This is a genomic window from Microbacterium sp. Mcb102 (assembly GCF_024519805.1).
Classification (GTDB): domain Bacteria; phylum Actinomycetota; class Actinomycetes; order Actinomycetales; family Microbacteriaceae; genus Microbacterium.
The window spans coordinates 127,879-149,701 of the sequence record NZ_JALJRG010000002.1 but is presented as its reverse complement, the minus strand read 5'-3'; the positions used below and the strand labels follow the sequence as shown (position 1 = coordinate 149,701).

At 69.0% G+C, this 21,823-nt stretch carries 20 protein-coding genes; 13 read left to right on the top strand and 7 right to left on the bottom strand.

Annotation, left to right across the window (positions count from 1 at the left end; genetic code table 11):
* The first annotated feature begins 67 nt into the window (after positions 1-67).
* On the top strand, positions 68-586 hold the full coding sequence (locus OC372_RS06870) for an Lrp/AsnC family transcriptional regulator (RefSeq protein WP_136041027.1): 519 nt from the start codon (positions 68-70) through the stop codon (positions 584-586).
* A 15-nt stretch (positions 587-601) separates the two neighbouring features.
* On the opposite strand, the gene OC372_RS06865 is transcribed toward OC372_RS06870, so the two are convergent.
* Entirely contained in the window at positions 602-2,023 is a 1,422-nt protein-coding gene (locus tag OC372_RS06865) for a PLP-dependent aminotransferase family protein (protein WP_262001320.1), read from the bottom strand.
* Between the two features lie 69 nt (positions 2,024-2,092).
* On the opposite strand from OC372_RS06865, the gene OC372_RS06860 reads away from it, so the two are divergent.
* Positions 2,093-3,091, top strand: a complete 999-nt coding sequence (locus OC372_RS06860; RefSeq protein ID WP_262001319.1) for an aldo/keto reductase — start codon at positions 2,093-2,095, stop codon at positions 3,089-3,091.
* Positions 3,092-3,104: 13 nt separating this feature from the next.
* Here the strand turns inward: OC372_RS06860 and OC372_RS06855 are convergent, their stop codons facing one another.
* From OC372_RS06855 to aceA, 3 genes are all read right to left on the bottom strand, one after another.
* Positions 3,105-3,536 (bottom strand): hypothetical protein, encoded by a 432-nt coding sequence (locus OC372_RS06855; RefSeq protein WP_262001318.1) that lies wholly within the window; start codon positions 3,534-3,536, stop codon positions 3,105-3,107.
* A 96-nt stretch (positions 3,537-3,632) separates the two neighbouring features.
* Positions 3,633-5,288: a malate synthase A gene (aceB, locus tag OC372_RS06850; protein WP_262001317.1), complete on the bottom strand. Its 1,656-nt coding sequence runs from the start codon at positions 5,286-5,288 to the stop codon at positions 3,633-3,635.
* Positions 5,289-5,359: 71 nt separating this feature from the next.
* Positions 5,360-6,685 (bottom strand): isocitrate lyase, encoded by a 1,326-nt coding sequence (gene aceA / locus OC372_RS06845; RefSeq protein WP_262001316.1) that lies wholly within the window; start codon positions 6,683-6,685, stop codon positions 5,360-5,362.
* A 133-nt stretch (positions 6,686-6,818) separates the two neighbouring features.
* On the opposite strand from aceA, the gene OC372_RS06840 reads away from it, so the two are divergent.
* The 6 genes from OC372_RS06840 to OC372_RS06815 all read left to right on the top strand — a co-directional run bounded on the left by OC372_RS06840 (position 6,819) and on the right by OC372_RS06815 (position 13,490).
* Entirely contained in the window at positions 6,819-8,270 is a 1,452-nt protein-coding gene (locus OC372_RS06840; protein WP_262001315.1) for a helix-turn-helix domain-containing protein, read from the top strand.
* A 112-nt stretch (positions 8,271-8,382) separates the two neighbouring features.
* Positions 8,383-9,486, top strand: a complete 1,104-nt coding sequence (locus OC372_RS06835; protein WP_262001314.1) for an ABC transporter substrate-binding protein — start codon at positions 8,383-8,385, stop codon at positions 9,484-9,486.
* Positions 9,486-10,283, top strand: a complete 798-nt coding sequence (locus OC372_RS06830) for an ABC transporter ATP-binding protein (RefSeq protein ID WP_262001313.1) — start codon at positions 9,486-9,488, stop codon at positions 10,281-10,283. The genes OC372_RS06835 and OC372_RS06830 overlap by 1 nt, the downstream gene beginning before the upstream one ends.
* Positions 10,276-11,124 (top strand): ABC transporter permease, encoded by an 849-nt coding sequence (locus OC372_RS06825; RefSeq protein ID WP_262001312.1) that lies wholly within the window; start codon positions 10,276-10,278, stop codon positions 11,122-11,124. Before OC372_RS06830 ends, OC372_RS06825 begins: the two co-directional genes overlap by 8 nt.
* 109 nt (positions 11,125-11,233) lie before the next feature.
* On the top strand, positions 11,234-12,613 hold the full coding sequence (locus OC372_RS06820; protein ID WP_262001311.1) for an NtaA/DmoA family FMN-dependent monooxygenase: 1,380 nt from the start codon (positions 11,234-11,236) through the stop codon (positions 12,611-12,613).
* A complete protein-coding gene (locus tag OC372_RS06815; RefSeq protein WP_262001310.1) occupies positions 12,606-13,490 on the top strand; it encodes a ribokinase in 885 nt (294 codons plus the stop codon). Before OC372_RS06820 ends, OC372_RS06815 begins: the two co-directional genes overlap by 8 nt.
* Before the next feature lie 4 nt (positions 13,491-13,494).
* Here OC372_RS06815 and OC372_RS06810 read toward each other — a convergent pair whose 3' ends face one another.
* Positions 13,495-14,097 (bottom strand): PadR family transcriptional regulator, encoded by a 603-nt coding sequence (locus OC372_RS06810; RefSeq protein ID WP_262001309.1) that lies wholly within the window; start codon positions 14,095-14,097, stop codon positions 13,495-13,497.
* Positions 14,098-14,199: 102 nt separating this feature from the next.
* On the opposite strand from OC372_RS06810, the gene OC372_RS06805 reads away from it, so the two are divergent.
* From OC372_RS06805 to OC372_RS06795, 3 genes are all read left to right on the top strand, one after another.
* Entirely contained in the window at positions 14,200-14,709 is a 510-nt protein-coding gene (locus OC372_RS06805; RefSeq protein WP_105710407.1) for a flavin reductase family protein, read from the top strand.
* Positions 14,706-15,134, top strand: coding sequence for a riboflavin kinase (locus OC372_RS06800; RefSeq protein WP_262001308.1), 429 nt, complete (start codon positions 14,706-14,708; stop codon positions 15,132-15,134). Before OC372_RS06805 ends, OC372_RS06800 begins: the two co-directional genes overlap by 4 nt.
* Positions 15,135-15,228: 94 nt before the next feature.
* On the top strand, positions 15,229-15,702 hold the full coding sequence (locus tag OC372_RS06795) for a hypothetical protein (protein WP_262001307.1): 474 nt from the start codon (positions 15,229-15,231) through the stop codon (positions 15,700-15,702).
* A gap of 27 nt (positions 15,703-15,729) precedes the next feature.
* On the opposite strand, the gene OC372_RS06790 is transcribed toward OC372_RS06795, so the two are convergent.
* Positions 15,730-17,445 carry a GAF domain-containing protein gene (locus OC372_RS06790; RefSeq protein ID WP_262001306.1) on the bottom strand — a complete coding sequence of 572 codons (1,716 nt, stop codon included), beginning with the start codon at positions 17,443-17,445 and terminating at the stop codon, positions 15,730-15,732.
* A 281-nt stretch (positions 17,446-17,726) separates the two neighbouring features.
* On the opposite strand from OC372_RS06790, the gene OC372_RS06785 reads away from it, so the two are divergent.
* Positions 17,727-18,371 (top strand): response regulator, encoded by a 645-nt coding sequence (locus tag OC372_RS06785; RefSeq protein ID WP_029260981.1) that lies wholly within the window; start codon positions 17,727-17,729, stop codon positions 18,369-18,371.
* A gap of 443 nt (positions 18,372-18,814) precedes the next feature.
* Here OC372_RS06785 and OC372_RS06780 read toward each other — a convergent pair whose 3' ends face one another.
* On the bottom strand, positions 18,815-20,329 hold the full coding sequence (locus tag OC372_RS06780; RefSeq protein WP_105710403.1) for a PucR family transcriptional regulator: 1,515 nt from the start codon (positions 20,327-20,329) through the stop codon (positions 18,815-18,817).
* 97 nt (positions 20,330-20,426) lie between these two features.
* On the opposite strand from OC372_RS06780, the gene gabT reads away from it, so the two are divergent.
* Positions 20,427-21,788, top strand: coding sequence for a 4-aminobutyrate--2-oxoglutarate transaminase (gene gabT / locus OC372_RS06775; protein WP_029260983.1), 1,362 nt, complete (start codon positions 20,427-20,429; stop codon positions 21,786-21,788).
* Positions 21,789-21,823 lie beyond the last annotated feature (35 nt).

Below are 21,823 nucleotides of genomic sequence, written 5' to 3'. Positions count from 1 at the left end.
TCGCAGAAACATCGATGGAACAACAGAATCACTGAAGATGATTCGTGGAGACGCGCCATCGTGAATAATGCTTCGTATGGAGACGACTTCAGGAGCCTCGGAGCCGAACACTGTTCGGGCGCCCGCCCTCGACGCGATCGACGCGCGGATCGTGCAGCTGATGACGGCCGACGGGCGTATGACCAACGCCGAGCTCGCCGGTCGCCTCGGCGTCGCGCCCTCGACCGCGCACACCCGGCTGCGGGCTCTCGTCGACCGCGGCGTGATCACGGGGTTCCATGCGAGTGTGGACGAGCGGATGCTCGGAGCCGGGCTCCAGGCCGTGATCGGCGTCACGCTGCGCCCGAGCGGACGGCGCGAGAGCATCGTGGAGTTCGCGGACCGTGTGCGGGTGCTGCCGCAGGTGATCCAGGTCTTCTTCCTCGGAGGTGACGACGACTTCCTGCTGCACATCGCGGTCGCCGACTCGTCCGAGATGCGCGAGTTCGTGCTCGAGCATCTCTCGGCCCAGAGCAGCGTCGCCTCCACTCGCACGAGCATCGTGTTCGACTATCACCGCAACTCGGTCGCGGCGTCGTTCCGCTGAGGAGGGACGCGGCCCTCAGCGCACTCCGAGAAGGGTCGCCAGGCGGGAGACCGCCTCGTCGACGAGAGTGTCGTCGAGATTGCCGTAGCCGAGCACCAGGGATTCCGGATGCCGGTCGCCGACCTCGTATCGGGCCAGTGGAGTGAGCGCCAGGCCGACCGCAGTGCCCGCTGCGGTGATGTCTGTCGCGGATGATCCCGGCGGAAGCGGGAGCACCAGGTGCATGCCTGCGGCGATGCCGGTCACGCTCAGCTCGGGCAGGACGCGTTCCAGCGCATCGAGCAGGCGCTGCCGCCGGCGACGGAACCGAGTGCGAGACGATCGCAGGTGCCGTTCGAGATCTCCGCGCGTGATGAACTCCGCGAGGGCGGCCTGATCGATCAGCGAGGGTTGAGCCGTCGAGACCGGGGGAGCGACGTCCGGCGGGAGCAGCATCCATCCGAGCCCCAGCGCGGGCGACACGGACTTCGACAGCGAGCCGATGAGCGCGACGCGGTCCGGCGCGAGGCGCTGCAGGGCGGGGACGGGTCGGCGGTCGTAGCGGAACTCGGCGTCGTAGTCGTCTTCGATCACCAGGGCGTCGTGCTCCCGTGCCCAGCGCACGAGCTCCTCGCGGCGGGCGGGTGTGAGTGCCGCGCCCAGGGGGAACTGATGGGCGGGGGTGACGAGCGCGACCCTGGCTCCGGTGGTCGACGCGAGCGCGACCAGCTTTCCGGTGTCGACGCCGTCGCCGTCCACGGGTACCGGAACCGGGTGCAACCCGTTCTCCTCCGCGACGGTGCGCAGCCGCGGCCAACTCGGGTCCTCCACGAGAATCGCCCGGTGGCCGCTGCTGTGCAGTTCACGGGCGAGCATTCCCATGCCGTCGGTCGCGCCGTGGGTGATCGTGATCCGACCCGCGTCGGCGACGGCGTGCCGAGACCGGGAGAGGTACGCGGCGACCGCGTCGCGCGCCGCTGCGTAGCCGAACGGGTGAGCGGCGGCGAGGTCGTGGTCGGGGAGCGTGGCGACGGCGGCGCGCAGGGCAGCGGACCAGCGCGAGCGCGGAGTCGCACGCAGATCAGGGATACCGGGTCGGAGGTCGTGCCGTGCGCGCACAGCGGGTGCGGCGATGAGCGCCGGCGAGGCGGACGACGTCTGCCACGATGCGCCGCCGCCGCGTTCAGCCACACGCGTGGCCGAACCGGTCCTCGCCTCCAACACACCCTCGGCCACCAGCTGTCCGTACGCCTCGGTCACGACCCACCGGGAGACTCCGAGCGTCTCCGCGAGAGCACGGCTGGGCGGTACGGCGGCGCCGGGGGAGAGTCGTCCCTCGTCGATCGCGCGGCGCAGTGCGTTCTCCACGCGGTCCCGCAGCGGTGGTCGAGCGCCGGTACCCTCGGCCTCGAGGTCGAGGAGCGTCTCCCACGCGAGAATCGGTCTGGTGTTCTGCATCGTGATTGGAGTGTATCCCCGAGCCGATCTGTTCCTACCGTGGAGTCATCCCCCCGAGAAAGGACCACCATGCAATACCGCACCCTCTCCGATGGCCGCACCTCCTTCGACGTCTCGACCCTGTGCCTGGGAGCGATGAACTTCGGCACCCGCACCGACGAGGCCACCTCACGCGCGATCCTCGACCGTTTCGTCGAGTCGGGCGGCACGTTCATCGACACCGCCAACAACTACAGCCTCTGGGCGGGCGGCGACGGCCGCGACAGCGAAGACCTGCTCGCGCGCTGGATGGGCGACCGCGGCAACCGCGAGGCTCTCCGCATCGCCACCAAGCTCGGTGCCGCGCAGAAAGATCCCTCGAAGCCGCTGTCGAACACCCCGCCGACGAACTTCGAGGGACTCTCGGCCGAGGTCATCCGCCGGCAGGCGCCGGAGAGCGCCCGCCACCTCGGTATCGACCACATCGACGTCCTCTACGGCCACGTGGACGACCGCGATGTGGCTCTCGCCGAGACGGTCGGTGCCTTCGGGGAGCTCCAGGCAGCGGGGCTCGTCGGGATCACCGGCATCTCCAACGTGCCGACCTGGCGCGTGGTCGAGGCGCGGCAGGAGGCACAGCGCCAGGGCATCGCTCCCTACGGCGTCGTGCAGCAGCAGTACAGCTACCTGTACCCCGCGCCGCGCATCGGACGAAACAACTTCGTCACACCCGACCTGCTCGACTACGCCGCATCCACGGGTACCACCGAACGTCCGCAGCTCGCCATCACCGTGTACTCCCCGCTGCACCAGGGCGGGATCGCGCGACTCGACAAGCCGCTGTGGGGCGGGGTCGATCACCCGACCAGCCACGCCCGCCGTGCGCTGCTGCACGAGATCGCGGCCGAGATCGGTGCGACGCCGAATCAGATCGCGCTCGCGTGGCTTCTCGGCGCCGAGGTTCCCGTGATCCCCGTCGTCGGGGTGTCGTCTCTCGCGCAGCTGGAAGAGGCGCTGGGTGCTGCCGACCTGGTGCTGGACGACGAGGTCCGCGCGCGCCTCGACGCCGAACCGGGCGATACGCGCTGAGCAGTCTGGTGGATCAGGCTCCGTACGAGGCCGGCAGCGAGCAGTAGTCGGCGAACCGCCGCACCGGATGCTCGGGGTCGCTCACGTCGACGATCGACCCGGCGACCGTGTGCGGTGGCTCGTCGCCGGCCAGCTGCCACACCGCGTAGTTCCACATGCCCCTCGTGCGCTCGCCGAGCAGACCGGCCGGCCCCGAGACGAGCAGGATTCCGTCGTTGGTGGGGTCTTCGCGGAACGTGGTGACCACCGCACGCACACCGGATTCATCGCCCTCGGCCGAGTGCTCGCGGATGACCTGTTGCCCCGCCTTCGTCAGCGCCGCTGCGAGGTCGTCAGCCGCCCGTCGTGAGCGATCGGCATCCGCTCCGGCGACCGCGAGCAGCCGGCGGCCGCGAGGGTAGAAGTGCAGGAACTCGGTGGCGATGTCCGCCCAGACGTCGGTCATGTCTCCAGGCTACGCCTGCCTGCAGGCGCCGGCTCCGGACGCGGAAGAGCCCCCGGACCGCGGCATCCGCCGCCGTCCGGGGGCTCGTCCGCGCGCTCAGTCCTCGTCGACCAGGAACCGGCTGTACGCGCCCAGCGTGAGGAAGGTGGGGAACTCCTCCTGCAGAGCGACCTCGCGGAAGATCTCCGCGGCATCGTCGAAGCGGTCGCCGTGGCTGCGGGTGGCCTGCGCCAGCACCTGCGTGATCAGCCCCTCGATGTACTCCGCGGTGATGGGGGTGCCGTCCTGCGTGGTGCGGTCCTGGTGGATCCACTGCCACACCTGCGAGCGGCTGATCTCGGCCGTCGCGGCATCCTCCATCAGATTGTCGATCGCGACCGCGCCGAGTCCGCGCAGCCAGGCCTCCAGGTAGCGGATGGCGACCGAGACGTTGTCCCGCACACCCTGCGCCGTGATCGGCCGACCGATGTGCAGGTCGAGCAGATCACGGGCCTCGACGTGCACGTCGTCGCGCTGGCGGTCGACCTGGTTGGGGCGGTCGCCCAGCACCGCGTCGAACTCCGCCTGAGCAGTGGGGATCAGGTCGGGGTGGGCGACCCAGGTGCCGTCGAAGCCGTCGCCCGCCTCGCGCTTCTTGTCGGCCGTCACCTTCTCGATCGCGCGGGCCGTCACCTCGGGGTCGCGGCGGTTGGGGATGAACGCGCTCATGCCGCCGATCGCGAAGGCTCCGCGCTTGTGGCAGGTCTGCACGAGCAGGTCGGTGTACGCCCGCATGAACGGCACCGTCATCGTCACCTCGCTGCGGTCGGGAAGCACGAAGCGTGCTCCACGGCCGCGGTAGTTCTTGATGATCGAGAAGATGTAGTCCCAGCGGCCGGCGTTCAACCCCGCGCAGTGGTCGCGCAGCTCGTACAGGATCTCGTCCATCTCGAACGCGGCCGGCAGGGTCTCGATCAGCACCGTCGCGCGGATAGTGCCGTGCGGGATGCCGATGTACTCCTCGCTGAACGAGAAGACGTCGTCCCACAGCTTCGCTTCCTCGCTCGACTCGAGCTTGGCGATGTAGAAGTAGGGGCCGCGGCCGCCGTCGATCAGTGCCTGCGCGTTGTGCAGGAAGTAGAGGCCGAAGTCGACGAGGGAACCGGACGTCGACGTGCGACGACCGGCGCGGTCGATGAAGGCGATGTGCTTCTCGGGCAGGTGCCACCCGCGCGGACGCATCACGATCGTGGGCGTGCGCTCGGCCGTGACCCGGTACTCCTTCCCTTCCGGGGAGGTGAATGACAGCTCGCCGCGGATCGCATCTCGCAGCGACAGCTGCCCCTCGATCACGTTCTTCCAGGTCGGGCTCGTGGCATCCTCCTGGTCGGCGAGCCACACGCGGGCCCCGGAGTTGAGGGCGTTGATCGTCATCTTCGGATCGGTCGGCCCGGTGATCTCGACGCGGCGGTCCTCGAGACCGGGACCGGCACCGGCGACCCGCCAGTCGCGGTCGTCACGGATGTGTGCCGTGTCTTCGCGGAAGCGCGGGTCGTGCCCGTTGCCGATCTCGAAGCGGCGCCGCATGCGGTCGGCCAGCCGGTCGTGCCGGCGGGAGGCGAACCGGTGGTGCAGCTCGGTGAGGAAGGCGATGGCCTCGGGGGTGAGGATCTCCTCGTAGCGGTCGCGGATGGGTCCGGTGACTTCGATCGCCGGGCCCTGCTGAGTCGTCTGGATCGGAGCCGTGGTCGGGGGAGCGGTGGGAGTGGTCATGATCGTGAGTCCTTCAGTTGGTGTCGAACGATGCGACAAGAGGGGCCACGCGCGCGGAGGGGGCGTGGGGATCAGTGGAACTGCGCGGCTTCGGTGGAGCCGGCGAGGGCGAGGGTCGCGCTGTCGGGGTTGAGCGCAGTGGAGATGACGTCGAAGTATCCGGTGCCCGCCTCGCGCTGGTGCTTGGTGGCGGTGTAGCCGTGGGTCTCGGCGGCGAACTCGGCTTCCTGCAGCTCGACGTAGGCGCTCATGGCGCGATCGGCGTAGCCGCGGGCGAGATCGAACATCGAGTGGTTCAGAGCATGGAAGCCGGCCAGGGTGATGAACTGGAACTTGTAGCCCAGGTCTGCCAACTCCTGCTGGAACGTCGCGATCTCGGCGTCCGACAGGTGCTTCTTCCAGTTGAAGCTCGGTGAGCAGTTGTAGGCCAGGAGCTTGCCGGGGAACTCCGCGTGGATGGCGGCGGCGAACTCGCGTGCCAGCGTGATGTCGGGCTCCCCCGTCTCGACCCACAGCAGGTCGGCGTAGGGGGCGAAGGCGAGGCCGCGGCTGATGACCGATTCCAGACCCGGGCGGATCCGGTAGAACCCCTCCGTCGTGCGCTCGCCGGTGGTGAACTGCTGGTCGCGTTCGTCGACGTCGCTGGTGAGCAGGTCGGCGGCGAGAGCATCCGTGCGGGCGATGATGACGGTCGGCACCCCGGCGACGTCGGCGGCCAGGCGGGCGGCGTTCAGGGTGCGGATGTGCTGCTGGGTGGGCACGAGCACCTTGCCGCCGAGGTGGCCGCACTTCTTCTCGCTGGCCAGCTGGTCCTCCCAGTGGATGCCGGCGGCGCCCGACTGGATGAGCGACTGCGCGAGCTCGTAGGCGTTGAGCGGTCCGCCGAAGCCGGCCTCGGCGTCGGCGACGATCGGGGCGAGCCAGTCCTGCGTGGTCTCGCCTTCTGCGTGCTCCAGCTGGTCCTGGCGGATGAGCGCGTTGTTGATACGGCGCACGACCGCCGGGACCGAGTTCGCGGGGTACAGCGACTGGTCGGGGTAGGTGTGACCTGCGAGGTTGCCGTCGGCGGCGACCTGCCATCCGGAGAGGTAGATCGCCTTGAGCCCCGCCCGCACCTGCTGCACGGCCTGGCCTCCGGTGTAGGCGCCGAGCGCACGGACGTAGTCCTCGGTGTGCAGGAGGTTCCAGAGGTTCTCTGCACCGCGGTGCGCGAGCGTGGAGTCCTCTCGGACCGAGCCGCGGATGCGGATGACATCTTCGGCGGAGTAGGTGCGCTCGACGCCGTCCCAGCGGGGATCGGTGTCCCAGATCTCCTGGAGCTCGGCGGCCGTCTGAACCTGGTCGCCGGCTCGCAGACCGGCGGGGCGGGGCGTCGGGGTGTTGGCGGTGTTCGTCATGGTGTCTCCTCGGTGGATCCGGCTGCGGTGCCGGTGTGGCGTGGTTCCACTGTGCGTGAAGTTCGGGACGTCGAACGACCGATACCGGAGAGAAGATCGCTCGAAATTCTGTTTCTGTGACAGAATCTGCCGCATGAGCATCGACGCAGCTGCAGAAGAGACCGACGCCCTCACGATCGGTCGTCGAATCCGCCGGCTTCGCACGGCGAAGGGCATGACCCTCGACGACCTGGCCTCCGCCGTCGATCGGGCGCCGAGCCAGATGTCGATGATCGAGACCGGCAAGCGCGAACCCAAGCTCACGCAGCTGCAGGCGATCGCCCGCGCGCTCGGTGTGACGCTCGACGCGCTGCTCGAAGGGGAGCCGCTCGACGAACGCAGCGCGATCGAGATCGCCCTGGAGCGCGCGATGAAGGGGCAGACGTTCCAGGCCCTGGGCATCGAGCCGTTCCGTATCGCGAAGAGTCTGCCGACGGATGCGCTGAAGGCCCTGCTCGCGCTGCACGGGGAGATCGATCGGCTCAAGGACGAGCGGGCCGCGACGCCCGAGGAGGCCAGGCGGGCGAACGTCGAGCTGCGGCACCTGATGCGCAGGCAGGACAACCACTTCGCCGACCTCGAGGCCAAGGCCGCCGAGATCCTCGCCGCGGTCGGCCACCCCGGCGGCCCTCTGACGCAGCGCACCGCATCCGAGATCGCGGCCTACCTCGGCTTCACCCTGCACTACGCGCCAGACCTGCCGCAGACCACCCGCAGCGTCGCCGACCTCGCGAACGGCCGGCTGTACCTGTCGAGCAGCGTGCCCGCGAAGGGTGATGCCCGCACCGCGGTGCTGCAGGCGCTGTCGAGCCGCATCCTCGGGCACTCCGAGCCGCGCAGCTATGCCGAGTTCCTGCGTCAGCGCGTCGAGACCAACTATCTGACCGGTGCGCTCCTCATCCCGGAGGCGCATGTCGTCCCGGCGCTGAAGGATGCCAAGCAGCGGCGGGCGATCTCGATCGAAGACCTGCGCGATGCGTACTCGGTGTCGTACGAGACCGCCGCGCACCGCTTCACCAACCTTGCGACGCGGCACCTCGACATTCCGGTGCACTTCCTCAAAGTGCATGAGTCGGGCACGATCACCAAGGCGTACGAGAACGACGACGTGAACTTCCCGACCGACCGCCTCGGGGCCATCGAGGGGCAGATGTGCTGCCGCCGGTGGACCTCGCGCGTGGTTTTCGACGAGGACGACCGCTTCAACCCGTACTACCAGTACACCGACACCGGCAACGGCACGTACTGGTGCACGGCGCGGGTCGAGTCCTCGAGCGAGGGGCTGCACTCGGTGAGCGTTGGTGTGCGCTTCGACGACACCAAGTGGTTCGTGGGGAGGGACACCCCGCACCGCGGCGTCTCGAAGCACTCGGTCGAGGTGTGCTGCCGCCGGGCTCCCGCCGAGTTGGAAGACCGCTGGCGGGAGAACTCCTGGCCGAACGTGAAGACGCCGCGCACGCTGCTCGCGACGCTGCCGACCGGCGCGTTCCCCGGGGTTGACACGACTGATGTGTACGAGTTCCTGGAGGCGCACGCGCCGCAGTGAGTTCAGAGAGTCCCCGCTGTTTCGTCAAAAGTTAGTTTCATCTTGCTTAGTCAATCTTGACTATGTTACTTTCGACGAGCCATCAATGACGAACGGCCGAGAAGGGACCCTCATGGCTACTTCCTCTGCGGAAACCCGATTCCGCATCACTGCCACCCTGACGTGCGTTCTCGCCGCCACGCTGACGCTCGGAGCATGCTCCGCGCAGACGCCAGGCGGCGATACCGCCCCCACGAGTGCGAGCGACACCGACGCCTGCAAGCGGAATCAGGATGCCGGCACCATCACCTACATCTCCGGCTACGGCTACTCCGCCAGCGCCGGACAGCTCGACGTGTTCCTCGCCGAGGAGCTGGGCTATTTCGACGACCTCTGCCTCGATGTCGAGATCAACGCCTCCGGTGCGAACGGGCAGCAGCTCGTGGCATCCGGTCAGGCGCAGTTCACGGCGCTCGGCTCCGCATCCGACGTGATGCTGGCCGCGGCGAACAGCAAGAACCTCACGGCCGTCGCCACCTACGGCACCACTCCGCCGTTCTCCATCTTCGGTAACGAGAAGCTCGAGAGCCTCAAGGACCTCGAAGGTGGATCGCTCGGGTACTTCATCAACCTGACCCCGATCGCCTCGGCCATGCTCGACGAGGCCGGCGTCGATGTCTCGAAGGTCGAGATGGTCAAGATGACCAACTACGACCCGACGGTCGTGGTGCGCGAGCAGGTCGATGCGATCGTCGGCTATGCCTCGAACCAGCCGCAGTCGCTCAAGGCGCAGGACCTGCCGTTCAGCGAGTTCCTCCCGGCCGACCTCGGCGTCGAGGGCACGTACAACGTGATGGAGGTCAACTCCCGCTTCCTCGACGAGCACCGCGAGGTCGCCGCCGACTTCATGCGGGCGAGCCTCAAGGCGCTGCAGTACTGCCTCGACGAGTCGGATGCCTGCATCGACAAGCTCGCGAAGCTGGCCGAGGACAACAACCAGGGCGCCGCGTTCCCGCGCGACCAGCTGGCCCGCACCTGGGAGGTGGAGTCGGCCTGGGTCCGCGAGAGCGCCGGTGGCAACCCCGGTGTGCAGAACGAGTCGATGTGGGAGCCGGAGTACGCGCTCGTCGAGAAGTACGGCGACGTCAAGGACCTGCCCGCGATCGCCGACATGATGGACGCCGATCTCGTCGCCGACCTCTACGACGGCGACACCCTGATCTGGCAGGCCGAGTGATGTCGGTCGCACAGGGAGCAGGCGTCGAAGTCAGGAACGTCTCGAAGTCCTTCGGCGTCGACGGCGCGAAGGTCACCGTGCTCGACGATGTGAGTCTCACGATCGGCATGGGCGAATTCGTGTCGGTGATCGGTCCGAGCGGCTGCGGCAAGTCCACGCTGCTCAAGGTGGTCGCCGGTCTCCTCGACGCCGACTCGGGCACCGTCACGATCGACGGCGAGAGCGTCACGGCAGCGTCCCGAGACAAGAAGATCGGCCTCGTGCCGCAGTCCCCCGCACTGCTGCCGTGGAAGACCGTGCGCGAGAACGTCGAACTGCCGGTGCGCATCAACGCCAAGGCGAACACCGGGCGCGCTCTCCGCGATCCCGCGGAACTGCTGTCGACGTTCGGACTCGGGCAGGCGATGACGAAGTACCCAGGGCAGCTGTCCGGCGGCATGCAGCAGCGTGCCGCGATCGCCAGGGCATTCGTGTTCGACCCGGCCATCATGCTGATGGACGAGCCGTTCTCGGCGCTCGACGAGATGAATCGTGACCTGCAGCGCATCGCCCTGCTGGAGTTCTGGCAGTCCAACCGCAAGGCCGTCATGTTCGTCACGCACTCGGTGCCGGAGGCGATCATGCTCTCCGACCGCATCGTGGTGATGGCCGCCCACCCCGGGCGCATCGCCCAGGTGATCGACGTGAACCTGCCGCGGCCGCGCGACGAGCAGTCGTATGCCACGGAGGAGTTCCGCGAGATGGAAGCAGTCGTGCGCGATGCGCTGCGCGCGCAGACGGAGAAGGCCCATGTCTGAGCTGACGATGAGAGACACGACCGCGACCCTCGCGACCGCCCGTCTGAAGGCCCAGCCGCGCCGTGGCGTTCCGCCCTGGCTGCGCTGGGGGTCGTGGGGACCCACCCTGATCACGTTCGTGATCGCCGCGCTGCTCTGGCAGGTCGTGGCCTGGACCAACCCGTACGTGCTCCCGACGCTGGAGGCGATCGGCGGCAGCCTCGTCGACGACGCCGGCATGTACTGGTCGAACTTCCTCGTCACGCTGCTCGAAGTGGTGGTCGGAGCCTCCGCCGGCATCCTCGCCGGTTTCCTGCTGGCCGTGGTCATGGCCGAGTTCCAGATCATCGAGCAGGCCGTGATGCCGCTCGTGATCATCGTGATGGTGACCCCGATCGTGGCGATCGCCCCGGCGCTGGTCGTGGCCTTCGGGTTCGGCATGGTGCCGAAGTTCATCGTGACGGGGCTCGTGGTCTTCTTCCCGATGCTCGTGAACTCGCTGGCGGGTCTGCGCGACGTCGACCAGAAGGCGCTCGACGTCTTCAAGACGCTGCATGCCTCGCGGTGGGAGATCTTCCGGGAACTGCGATTCCCCGGCAGCATGCCCTATGTGTTCGCCGGGCTCCGCATCGCCCTGCCGCTCGCCGTCGTCGGCGCCGCGGTCGCCGAGTTCGTGGCAGCGGGACAGCAGGCCGGTCTCGGCTCGCTCGTCACCACCTCCGCCGCCCAGGCGAACCTGCCGGTCACCTGGGCCAGCATCGCCCTGCTGTGCCTGCTCGGTGTGCTGCTGATCATCGTCCTCGCCCTGGTGCGCAAGCGCGTGCTCTGGTGGAGCGACGGCGAGGTCACGGCCAAGGGCTGACACGGCATCCGGATCCCGGGGCGGGCGCTCCACCCGCCCCGGGGTTCCTCCGGCGTGCCCGGAACCACTCGAGAACGACCAGAACCACCCACAAGGAAGGCACCCGCACATGACCGATCAGAACACCGTCAAGCAGCTGCGCCTCGGCCTCTTCGAGAACGCCCAGGCGAACGACTCCGGCACCGCCACCTGGCGTCACCCCGACAACGGGCGCTACCTGTTCGACAAGCTGGAGTACTGGCGCGACACCGCACGCATGGTCGAAGACGCCGGGTTCGACTTCCTGTTCCTCGCGGATGCCTGGGGCTGGGCCGACGTCGCGGGCGAACGCCCCGACATCTGCTCCGTCGAAGGGCTCGATCTGCCCCGCCTCGACCCGGCGATCATCCTCGCCGCCCTGATCCCCGAGACCACGCGGCTGGGTCTCGTCGCCACCGGCTCGACCCTCCTCGAGCCGCCCTACTCGTTCGCGCGCCGCATGGCGACACTCGACATCCTCTCCGGCGGACGCATCGGCTGGAACGTGGTCACCACGGGCACGGCCGACACCGCGGTGCAGGGCTTCGGGGTGCCGATGGTCGGTCATGACGAGCGCTACCTGATGGCCGACGACTTCATGCAGGTCGTCTACAAGCTGTGGGAGCAGGCGTGGGAGGAAGGGGCGCTGGAGCGCGACAAGTCCGGCCGTTTCGCTGACCCCTCCAAGGTGCACCGCATCGCGCATGACGGCCCCTACTTCCGTTCGCACGGCTACGGCAACACCTCGCGCTCGCCGCAGGGCACCCCGGTGCTGTTCCAGGCCGGGGCGTCGCCCGCCGGCCGGGAGTTCGGAGGCAAGCACGGCGAGGCGATCTTCGTCGGCAGCGGCTCGGTCGAGCAGCTCCGCGCGCACTCCTCGGCGATCCGGGAGGAGGCCGTGAAGAACGGCCGCGGAGCCGACGAGGTCAAGATCATGTCGGCGTTCGCCGCGATCGTCGGCAGCACGGAGGAAGAGGCGCGGCGCAAGTACGCCGAGGTCGCCGACGCGCAGAACCCCGACGTCACCGTCGCCTCCTACGCCTGGTTCACCGGCCTCGACCTGTCGGCGTACGCGCCGAACACGCCGATGTCCGAGCTCAGCACCGAGCTGTCGCAGACCCAGGTCGCCCGTTTCGCCGACAAGACCGTCGGCGACGTGCTCGGAGACTGGCACGCGCACGGTGTCGGCGCCCGCCCGATCGTGGGCACCCCCGAGCAGGTGGCTGACCGCATGATCGAGCTCGCCGACGGCGCCGACCTCGACGGATTCCTCTTCGCCCCCGTGATCCCGCCGGCGTCGACCGTCGACTTCATCGAGCACGTGCTGCCGATCCTCAAGGAGCGCGGCGCGATCGTCGAGCCGTCGTCGGAGCCGCAGTCACTGCGCGAGCGCCTGATCGGCACGCCGACCGCGGCGCTCGCCGATTCGCACACCGGATCGCAGTACCGACGGACGATGTCGCGTGTCTGACACCCTCACCGGTGTCGCCGTCGTGGGGAGCGCGAACCTCGACCTCGTGGTCGAGGTCTCGCGCCCCCCACGCGTCGGCGAGACGCTCCTCGGACGAGCCGGCGGACGCTTCTCCGGCGGCAAGGGACTGAATCAGGCCGTGGCGTCCGCCCGCAGCGGGGCGCCCACGAGGTTCTGCGCGGTCGTCGGAGACGATGAGGCCGCCGACGTGCTGCAGCAGACGCTGACGGAGGCCGGAGTCGTGGCGGCCCTCCGCCGCAGCGCCACCGCTCCGACCGGAGTGGCGCACGTGCTCGCCCTCGACGGCGGGGACAACAGTATCGTCGTCGCGGCGGGTGCCAACGCCGATCTCACCCCGGAAGACGCGGTCGGCGGGATCGCAGGAGCCGGGGTCGTGCTCGCGCAGCTGGAGGTGCCCGTCGAGAGCGTGGCCGCAGGGTTGCGTGCGGGGCGCGCTGCCGGCGCACTGACGATCCTCAACGCCGCCCCCGCGCATGCCGCGACGATCGGGATGCTCGCCGACGTCGATGTTCTCGTCGTGAACGAGACCGAGTGCGTCGAACTCGGCGGCGTCGACCGACTCCATGCGGCCGGTGCGCAGACGGTCGTTCTCACGCAGGGTGCCGGGGGAGTGACGCTCCATCGCTCGGGAAGCGATCCCGTGCACGTCGCCGCCTTCCGGATCGATCCGGTGGACACGACGGGAGCCGGCGATGCCTTCTGCGGTGCGCTCGCCGCGGCGCTCGCCCAGGGAATGGCGATCGAGGACGCCCTGGTCAGAGCCTGCGCGGCAGGAGCCGTCGTGGCTCAGCACCGCGGGGCGACCACGCCGCAGTTGACGCCCGGATCGATCGCGGCGTTCGTCGACTCGCGCTGAGCCGCTACTGCGAAGGGGGCGTGGCGGGCGATGCGACCTCTTCCGCCTCGCCGGCGAACGTGTACTCACCCCCGCGCAGGCGCTCCAGCAGGTCGAGCAGCCACTGCTTCTCGGCGGTGAGGCGGGCGGTGGACAGGTCGAAGATCTCCCGCACGTACTTCGGTGTCGTCTCGGAGCGCAGAGTGTCCTGCACGTCGAAGCCGTTCTGGGTGATGATCGCGTCGCTCTTGATGAGGCGGTGCTCGAGGCCGGCGATCACCTCCTGGCGGCTCAGCACGAACATGAACGAGGCCACGGTCATGATGGCCTGGGTGTCGAAGGCTGCGACGTTCCAGAGGTTCTCGCGCAGCATGCGCTGGAGCTCGACCTCGCCGGCCGGAGTGATGCGGTAGGTCGTGCGTGCCGGGCGCTTGCCCTCGGCTTCGGTGCCGCTCTCGGCGATGTAGCCGTCGACCTCGAGGGCGCGCAGGGCGTTGTAGATCGAGCCGGGCTGGATGTGCGCCCATTCGTCGACGTGCCACGTCTTGAGCTCGCGGCGGAGGAAGTAACCGTGCACGGGCTGGAACTGCTTCACGGCGCCGAGGACGACGAGGCGGGTGGTCGACATGCCCCTCATGCTAACGGCTGGTGTCCACATTTTTATTGTTTGCATGATCAAACTTGTCTATTATGAGTACTAGTCAAAGTTGACTAACGAAAGGAAGCCGAAATGACGACTGCCGTGACCGACGCCCTGCCGCGCGACCTCGCCCTCCGCCGGGCGTTCTCGGTGTATCCGACCGGCGTCGTAGCCCTCGCCGCGCATGTCGATGACCGTGCTGTCGGGATGGCGGTCAACTCCTTCACCTCGATCTCGCTCGAGCCCGCGCTCGTCGCGATCAGCGCAGCGCGTACGTCGAAGACGTGGCCCGTGCTGAGGGCGGTACCCGAACTCGGTATGAGCGTGCTCGCCGCGCACCACGAGCCTCTGAGCCGCTCGCTCTCCGCCCGCGAAGGCGACCGGTTCGGTGGCCACGAGTGGCACCGAACCGAGGGTGGGGCGGTGCTCATGTCGGATGCGGCGCTCTGGCTCACCTGCCGCCTGCGCAGCACGTTCGACGGTGGTGATCACGAGATCGCGTTGTACGAGATCGCCGACATCACCCTGTTCGAGGACGTCGAGCCGCTCGTCTTCCACCAGAGCCGCTATCGGTCCATCGCGGGCTCCGAGAGCGTGTGAGTACTCCGCCGCTCACGACCATCGTCGGCGTGGTCGTGCCCGGTGATGGTCGGGGGCGCGAGCTCGGCTTCCCGACGGCGAACCTGGCGCTGGACCACAGCGACCTGCCCGCCGATGGGATCTACGCAGCGTGGACGCGTATCGACGATGACCCGGAGGTCTGGCAGGCGAGCGTGAGCGTCGGGACGAATCCGACTTTCGCAGGCGACCGGGAAAGGCGGGTCGAGGTGCATCTGCATGATGTGAACCTCGATCTGTACGGTCGGACGCTGGCGGTGACGCTCGTCGCCCATATGCGCCCGACGCTGCACTTCGAGGGGATCGATGCGCTGGTCTCGCAGAGCGAGGCCGATGTCAGCCGCTGTCGACGGCTTCTGACCGGTCGCGATCGGGATGGAGAGCGTACGAGCCCGACGGGCGGATGATCTCCGTGATCGGCTCTGGTGCAGATCGAGTACTGTTTTACATTTCACTCCTGTGGTACTTTCTCCGCATCACCGACGATCCGGAGGAAAACCCATGCTCGCCCGCAAGAAGACCGCTTTCTTCACGTCCGCCGTCGTGGCACTCACCCTGTCACTGACAGGTGTGTCATCGGCTCATGGCGCCACCGGCTACTCCGCGCCCGAAGCTGCGGCTGCGACGAGCGCCGGGGTGCAGGCCGCGGGCGACGAGGCCGACCTCGATCCTCGCCTCGCGTCGTCGACCGACCTGGAGCTGCTGCTCCTTGTCATGACGGGACGCGGAGCCCTCGCCGATGCGCACCCCGAACTGATCGCCGAGCTCGGCATCACTGTGTCCACACAGGCGCAGGCCGACGCGATGGCGGCCGTCGCCGCGCAGTTCCTCACCGTCTCTCCCGCATTCTCCGCGACATGGGCGCCCGCGATCAGGAGTACCGACCCGGCCGTGAGGGATCAGGGCATCTCCGGATTCATGACGGACTTCATGGCTTACGTGATGTCGCACTGCCGACCCTCGTGCACCGTGTGAGCGGTCGGCCCCGACCGCAGCGGATGCTCACTCCGACGAGGTGCCGCGCGGCAGTTCGTGCCGGGTGCCGCCGTCACTGCGGCGACGCCCCGTCGGAGGAGGGCCCTCGTCGGACAGCACGGTGCGGGGGACGCTCCAGCGTGCCGTGGTTCCGCGCTCCGTCCGCTGATCCAGTGTGAAGGTGCCGCCATGCAGCGCCGCACGTTCGGCGAGGTTCTCGGTCCCTCCGGGGTCGCCGAGGGACTCCGCGATCCCGTCACCGTCGTCCTGCACCGAGACGATGACCTCGCTCTCCGAGACGGCGACCGTGACGGCGCAGGTGCTGGCCTGGGCATGGTGGGCGACGTTGGCGAGCGCCTCGCGGATGACGGCGATGACGTCATCCGCGAGCTTCCCGGTGACGACCGGATCGACCGGCCCCACGAAGGTGATCGTCGGCGCGGACGGCAGCGCGGGAGTGAGTTCGGTGATCACGTCGAGCGCGCGCCGGCGCACAGGACGGTCTTTTCTCTTCACCCGGCGCGTGCGGAGCGAGAATATCCCGGAGCGGATGTCGGTGATGGCCGCGTCGATCTCCGCGACGTGCTGCTCGAGTTCTTCGGCGTGGGCGGGGTCGGTGGCAGCGAACGCCTGCAGGCTCATCCCCGTCGCGAACAGCCGCTGGATGACGTTGTCATGCAGGTCGCGGGCGATGCGGTTGCGCTCTTCGATGATGTCGAGGTGCTGCCGATCCTCTCGAGCCCAGGCGAGTGAGGTCGCGAGACCCGCCTGGGCGACGAAATCGGAGATCGCGTCGATCTCGCTCGGGGAGAAGTCGCTGCCGGATGCCACTCGCGTGACGCACAGCGCCCCGATCGCATGCCCGGCAGCCACCAGGGGGACGGCCACCGTGGGCCCTGCGGCATCCTGGTCTCCGGCCAGGCTGGCGTGGGTGTCCTCATCGGTGAGGCTTCCGCTCACCACCCTTCCGCTGGCGATGGCGTGCGCGGCGACCGAGCTCGCCGCCGGGAGGACCCCGTGTTCGTATGCGGCGGACAGCGGTCCGCGGGCAGCGTCGATGCGGAGACGGTCGGCATCCACGTGGACGACGATCGTCACCAGGTCGCAGGCGACCACGTGAGTGACGCGCTCGGCCATGACGTCGAGGATGTCCTCGCGCTGAGGGGTCAGGAGCACGGCGCTCACGTCCGAGAGCGCTCGATTCAGTCGCTGCTGGCGACGAGCCTCTTCGGCCGCGCGGGCGTTGTGGATGGTGATTCCCGCGGTCGCGGCCATCGACTCGATGAGCTCCTCATCCTCGAGCGTGAAGACACCGGTTCGCCGATTCGACAGCACGAGGACGCCGCACACCTCGCCGTGGCTTCGGACCGGGACCCCGAGGAACCCCTCCATGGCAGGGTGATGCGGGGGGAAACCCGCGGACCGAGGGTCATCGCTCATCTGGTTCAGACGGATCGTGCGTCCGCTGTCGACCACCGCGCGGAACAGGGTCCCCGGCTCGGGCGGATCGGCGATCGCGGCCGCACTTCGCTGGTCGATGCCCACGTGGATGAATCGCTCGACAGCGCCGGCCGCGTCGATCACGATCAGCGCGCCGTATCGGGCTTGGATGAGGTCGGCGGCAGCTCGGACGATGCGTGTGAGAATCCTGTCGGCGTCGAGTTGGTCCGACGCGTCCGGCGAGAAGTCGACGAGACCGCGGAGCTGGCGGCGGGTGGCGAGGAGCCGAGGTGCGCGTGTCACGGGAGCGTCGTCCCCGTCGTCCTGCTGGGGGCCGGGCGTAATATGCGTCTGTCGGCATCTGTCCTGCATCCCTCCACCTTCCCCGGAGACCGACCCGTCTGCAACGCTCAGCCGGTATATGGCAGGCGCGTCGCCGGCAGGACTCCCGCTGCCGGAGGCCCGCTTTCCCGATCGAGCGGGGACCATGGTCCCGGCCGAGGCCGCGAAACGCCCGTTACGGTGCGAGAGACGTGCCTGGGCAGACCGGGCGGGCGAGCAGGCAGGAACGGGAGAGTGCGGGCATGACCTCAGTGTTCCTGGTCGACGACCATGAGATGGTGCGCAGGGGTGTCGCCGCTGTGATCCAGGCCACCCCGGATCTCGATGTCGTCGGTGAGGCGGGGGGCTACCGGGAGGCGACGAGGCGGATCGCGGCCACTCTTCCCGATGTCGTGGTCCTCGATGTGCACCTGCCGGACGGCAGCGGAATCGACCTGTGCCGGGCGATCCGGCAGAAGCATCCGGGGATGCGGTGCCTGATCCTCACGGCCTACGACGACGACGACGCGGTGATCGCGGCCGTGATGGCGGGGGCGGACGGGCATCTGCTCAAGACGGTGCGCGCTGCGGACCTTCCCGAAGCGGTGCGTGCCGTCGCTGCCGGACGTCGGCTGCTCGATCCCGCCACGGTGCGTCGGGCGACGGGCCAGGTCGCCTCGGGGTCGGCTGATTCCGCTGATCCCCGGTTCGCGTCCTTGACCATGCGCGAACGGCAGATCCTCGCTCTCATCGCCGACGCCCTGACGAACCGTCAGATCGCGGACCGGCTCGGTCTCGCCGAGAAGACGGTCAAGAACTACGTCACCTCGATGCTCGGGAAGCTGGGTTTCACCCATCGGACGCAGGCGGCGGTCTTCGAGCTCTCGCGGATGCACGACGAAGGCTGACGCGCGGACGCGGATCCTCCCGGCGGGAGGCCGAGGGACGAAGGGCCCTAGAGCGCTGCTGTCTTCTGAGTGAGGGTGGCAGAGGACGATCTGGAGTCAGGCGAAGGGACGAGACGGTGAGCATTGCGATGCACAGCGACGCCGTGGGACTTCGGGCGCGAGGGGTGGAGGGCGGAGCGAACGACGATGGGGGCGTTCGCCCGGTGATGGGGACTGCGTGGGTGGCCGGGGGAGCCGTCCGAGCGGTTGCGGGGCTGTGCGGGTGGCTGTGGGAGCTGCGCGGACGGCTGTCCGGGGTTGCGGATGGCGGGGGCGCCGTCCGGGGGACGTGGACGGCTGTGGGAGCGGTCCACGGACGAACGGATGGCTGTGGGGAGCTGTTCGGGCAGCGAGGGGCGGGCAGGCCACCCGCCCCTCGTTGGTCGTCCGCGAGTCGCGCGAAGTCAGTCCCGTGCCGTCTGCAGGAGGGTCCACAGTTCAGCCCGTGCGGGAAAAGTCGAGAGGTCGATGTCGAGCAGGCCTCCGGCCTGAGCGATGCGGGACCGCAGGGTGTGCCGATGCACGCCGAGTGCCGTCGCCGCGGATTCCGCCTTGGCATCGTGCTCCAGCCAGGTGCGCAACGAGCGCTCCAGCTCGGCGCCGGTGCGGGCATCGTGCTCGCGCAGCGGCGCGAGACGTGACTCCGCGACCAGGCGGGCCTCATCGGTCGCCAGCGCGGTGAGGATGCTGGAGCCCACCGTCTCGGAGTATCGTGCCGCCCCGTGCGTTCCCTGCTGGCGAAGAGCCGTCAGTGCTTGCGCGTGCGCCCGGGCGAACGAGTCGTACCCGTCGGGATCGGAGACGCCGATGCGGATGCCGAAGCGCGTGGCGACCTCGTCGAGCAGTGCTTCCTCGCCGGCGGAGACGCACATGGTCACGCCGTCCTCGGATTCGGCGAGGAAGACGGGAGTGCCGTGCTCGGAGCGATGCCGCTCCCACCATTCGCCCAGCGGACCGGCCGGGGCATCCGCGGCGACGGCCACGATCACCGGAGCGGGGGGCAGGCCGCCGAGCACTCTCCTCGCCAGCGTGGGATCGTCGGCGAGCAGGGAGCCGAGGAGCTGGGCGTGCAGGCGCCGCCGGCTCCGTGCGAGCTGCTCGCTCTGCTCCATCGCGAGACCTGCCATCGCGATCACCGACGTCACGACCGACCGGGCTTCGGGATCGAGCGCATCGAGTGCCAGCGCGATCACCCCTCGCAGATGCCCTCCGCGGCCCACGGTGAACAGCATGAACGCGTGCTCGCCGAGGGTGAGCGACTGACTCGCTTCCAATCCGCGCGTGAGGATCTCCATCACCCGCCCGCTCAGGGCGTCGAGTAGCTCGGCATGGAGGCGGTCGCGCGGGTGGGCGGCGACGACCGCGCCCGCGGCATCGAACATCCCCGCCCAGACGTCGAGGCGTCGTCCGAGTTCCGCGATGGTCGCCTCGAGCCCGCTGGGGCGGAGAGCTGCGAGGGCGAGGGCGCGCTGGGTGTCGAGCGCCCAGGAGCGCCGGGCGTACGCCTGAGCGGCGATCGCCTCGGAGTGGGCGCGGGCCACAGCGATGAACGGCGTGCGATACGGCACCGCGAACAGTGGCATCCCGTGTGTGGCGCACGAGGCGACGAGCTCCTCCGGAATGCCCGATCGATGGACCTCGGTGCCGAAGCCGAGCCCGAGGACGCCCCGGTCGGCGAGGCGTCCCACGTAGGTGTCGATATCGATCGCCCGGTCGAACTGCGTACCCGTGGTCAGCAATGCCAGGTCCTCGGAGAGGAAGGGGGTCGGGTCTGCGAGGTCGGAACTGTGCACCCAACGCAGCGGGCGGTCGAGAGCACCCTCGGGCAGGTCCTCCTCGAGCGGTACGAGTGCGAGCCCGAGGTCCCGACGGCGCAGCAGCGCCCGCAGAGTCGGCTGCTCCGGTTCGGTGGCGGCCATGAGGAACCTTTCCGCTGTACAGTCGGGCGAACCCTTCGCCTAGATTGTACAAGTTGTCTAGTGCGGCGGCCTCCGTTGCCGCCGTACGCTCGCGAACATGGCACTCCTCGACACCGCAGCCCCCGCAGTCCCTCTCGGCGGACCCGACCTCCCGCAGGAGCGTCGCCTGGTCACGGACCTCCCCGGACCTCGCTCGGCCGAGATCCTCGCGCGCAAGGCGGATGCCGTCGCGGCCGGTGTGGGGCACACCGTGCCGATCGCGGCCGTGGCAGCCGGCGGCGGAGTGATCGTCGACGCGGACGGCAACTCGCTCATCGACCTCGGCTCCGGTATCGCCGTGACCACGGTCGGCAACGCGCACCCCAAGGTCGCCGCAGCCGTAGCCGCGCAGGCCGCGCAGTTCACGCACACCTGCTTCATGATCTCGCCCTACGAGTCGTACGTCGGCGTCGCCGAGGCCCTCAACCGCGTCACCCCCGGCGACTTCGCGAAGAAGAGTGCCCTGTTCAACTCGGGTGCGGAGGCCGTCGAGAACGCGATCAAGATCGCCCGCAAGCACACCGGACGTCAGGCGGTCGTCGCCTTCGATCACGGCTACCACGGCCGCACGAACCTGACCATGGCGCTCACCGCCAAGTCGATGCCGTACAAGAGCGGCTTCGGTCCGTTCGCCCCGGAGGTGTACCGCGCTCCGATGTCGTACCCGTTCCGCGATGGGCTCGACGGAAACGAGGCCGCGGCCCGCGTCATCCTCCAGCTCGAGAAGCAGATCGGCGCCGACAACCTCGCCGCGGTCATCATCGAGCCGATCCAGGGCGAGGGCGGCTTCATCGTCCCGGCCGACGGTTTCCTGCCGGCGATCGTCGACTGGTGCCGCGCGAACGGCGTCGTCTTCATCGCGGACGAGGTGCAGACCGGATTCGCCCGCACCGGGCACATGTTCGCGAGCGAGATCTTCGGCATCGAGCCCGACCTGATCACCACGGCCAAGGGCATCGCCGGCGGTCTCCCGCTCGCGGCCGTCACCGGTCGCGCCGAGATCATGGACGCCTCGCACTCCGGCGGCCTCGGAGGTACCTACGGCGGCAACCCGATCGCCTGCGCCGCCGCCCTCGCCTCGATCGATGTGTTCGAGAACGACGGCGTGATCGAGCGTGCCCGTGAGATCGGGGCGACCCTCACGCAGCGTCTCACCGCGATCCAGCAGAACGACCCGCGCGTCGGCGACGTGCGCGGCCACGGTGCGATGATCGCCGCTGAGTTCGTCGACCCCGAGACGCAGGCCCCGGATGCCGCTCTCACGGCCGCCGTCGCGAAGGCGTGCATCGCCCAGGGCGTCGTCGTCCTCACCTGCGGAACCTACGGGAACGTCATCCGCTTCCTTCCCCCGCTCTCGATCGGCGACGATCTGCTGAACGAAGGACTCGACATCGTCGCTGCGGCGCTCGCCGCGGCCTGACACCCCTGTCCGGTCGCGACCCCGATCGGGGGATT